Genomic DNA, 1,968 nt, shown 5'->3' with positions numbered 1-1,968 from the left:
CCGACGGTGCTGCGCGGCACGACCGGCGGCGGCAGCGCGCTCCACGCGCCCTCGGCGGTGACGAGGACGGCGCCGCGGGCGCCGAGGGTCACGAGGACGGCACCGACGCCACGGGCGACGAGGGCGCGGGCCGCGCGCGCGGCGGCGCGGGGGTCGGCCTCCAGGGCGTCGCCGTCCTCGCCGACGAGCTCGCCGAGCTCCTCGCCGTTGGGCTTGACGACGTCGGGCGCGGTCGCCGGGTCGGCACCCGGCCCCAGGAGCGCCGCGAGGGCGGGCCCGGAGGTGTCGACGGCGACGGCGCAGCCCCGCGCCCGCAGCGGCGCGACGAGGTCGGCGTAGAGCGACGCCGGGGCACCGGGGGGCAGCGACCCGGACAGCACGGCCCAGCGGGACCCCTCGGCGGCGTCGAGGACGGCCTCGCGCAGCGCCGCGCCACGGGCGGCGGTGAGCTCGGGGCCGGCCTCGTTGACCTTCGTCGTCGTCCCGTCCGGCTCCGTGACGGCGGTGTTCGTGCGCACGGGCCCGCCGGCGGGCGTCGGGCGGGCGGGCAGGCCGGCGTCGGCGAGCGCCGCGAGCAGCGGGTCCCCGGCGTCGGCGGGGAGCACCGCGACGACGCCGCGGCCGGCCGCCGCGAGCACACGGGCCACGTTGACCCCCTTGCCGCCCGGCTCCACGACGGAGCCGGTGGCGCGCTGCACGGCGCCGCGGCGCAGCGGCCCGCCGACCTCGAGCGTGCGGTCGAGGCTGGGGGCAGCGGTGAGGGTGACGACCTCCACCGCGCCCGCGGCGCCGGCGGTCGTGCTGGTGGCGGCGCTCACGCCGTCACCACGTCGACGCCGGCGGCCCCGAGGGCGGCGAGCTCCCCGCCGGACGCGGCGGGGGCCGCGTCCGTCACGAGCACGTCGACCTCCTCGAGGCGGGCGAAGCGGTGCAGGTCCTGGCGGCCGGCCTTGGTGGCGTCCGCGAGGACGACGACCCGGCGCGCGGCCCGCACGAGCGCGCGCTTGACGGCGGCCTCCTCGGCGTCCGGCGTCGTGAAGCCCGCCTCGGCCGAGAAGCCGTTGGCGCCGAGGACGGCGACGTCGACGCGCAGGTCTTCAAGGGCCCGCACCGTCTCGGCGCCCACGGCCGCCTCGGTCGTCGGCCGGACCCGGCCCCCGACGAGGTGCAGCTCGACGCCGGGGACGCCGACGAGGCGGGCGGCCAGGTGCACGGCGTGCGTGACGACGACGAGCGAGCTGCCCTCGACGAGCGCGCCCGGCGACGTGGCGAGCAGGGCCGCGAGGCGGCCCGTGGTCGAGCCGGCGTCGAGGGCGACGCTCGACGTGCCGGGCGGCAGCTGCGCGAGCGCGGCGGCCGCGATGCGGTCCTTCGCCTCGGGGGCCACGCGGTCGCGCTCCTCGACCCGGGTCTCCGGCGCCGCCAGCGCCGACGGCGCGACGGCGCCGCCGTGCACGCGCCGGAGGGCGCCGCCGCGCTCGAGGACGGCGAGGTCGCGGCGCACGGTCTCGGTGGTGACGGCGTGCTCGAGGGCGAGGTCGGTGACGGAGACGCGGGACTCGCGGGCCACGCGGGCGGCGATGGCCGCCTGGCGCTCTGGTGCGTACACGGCTCACTCCCTCGTGAGTCGGCCCGGGCGGCCCGCGGGAGCCGCGACCGGGCGGATGTGGCTTCGTGTGGTTCTGATGTTGCGTTGGTTGGTTCTACGCCCGGTTGCCTTGACATGTCAAGGGGTCGTGCTTAGCGTCCCGAGGAGCCGGCCGGACCGGCGGAGGCCCGGGCGGGCGCTCCGCCGGGCACCGCGCCACGATCCCCACCGGCGCGGGTCCCCACCCGCTCCGTCGACGACGACGGGAGCCCCTCGTGACCTCGACCACCACCCCGCAGCCCTCCGGCCACGGCTCGCCGGGCGAGCGCGCCGGCGCCCTCCCCGACCCCGCCGTCGACCGGTCCGCCGAGACGTCCGCC

General features: G+C 80.0%; 2 protein-coding genes. Both read right to left on the bottom strand.

Annotated features, from left to right (window positions below):
• On the bottom strand, positions 1 to 818 hold an 818-nt coding region (locus HLB09_RS16245; RefSeq protein ID WP_212771251.1), incomplete at its 3' end, for a 1-phosphofructokinase family hexose kinase.
• The gene (locus HLB09_RS16240; RefSeq protein ID WP_171204345.1) at positions 815 to 1,609 is read right to left on the bottom strand and encodes a DeoR/GlpR family DNA-binding transcription regulator; all 795 of its coding nucleotides are present in this window, start codon (positions 1,607 to 1,609) and stop codon (positions 815 to 817) included. The genes HLB09_RS16240 and HLB09_RS16245, both read right to left, overlap by 4 nt.
• Positions 1,610 to 1,968: the final 359 nt, after the last annotated feature.

This window comes from Pseudokineococcus marinus (assembly GCF_013004605.1).
Lineage (GTDB): Bacteria > Actinomycetota > Actinomycetes > Actinomycetales > Quadrisphaeraceae > Pseudokineococcus > Pseudokineococcus marinus.
The sequence above is the reverse complement of the archived record's forward strand: the minus strand, read 5'-3'. Positions and strand labels throughout refer to the sequence as shown.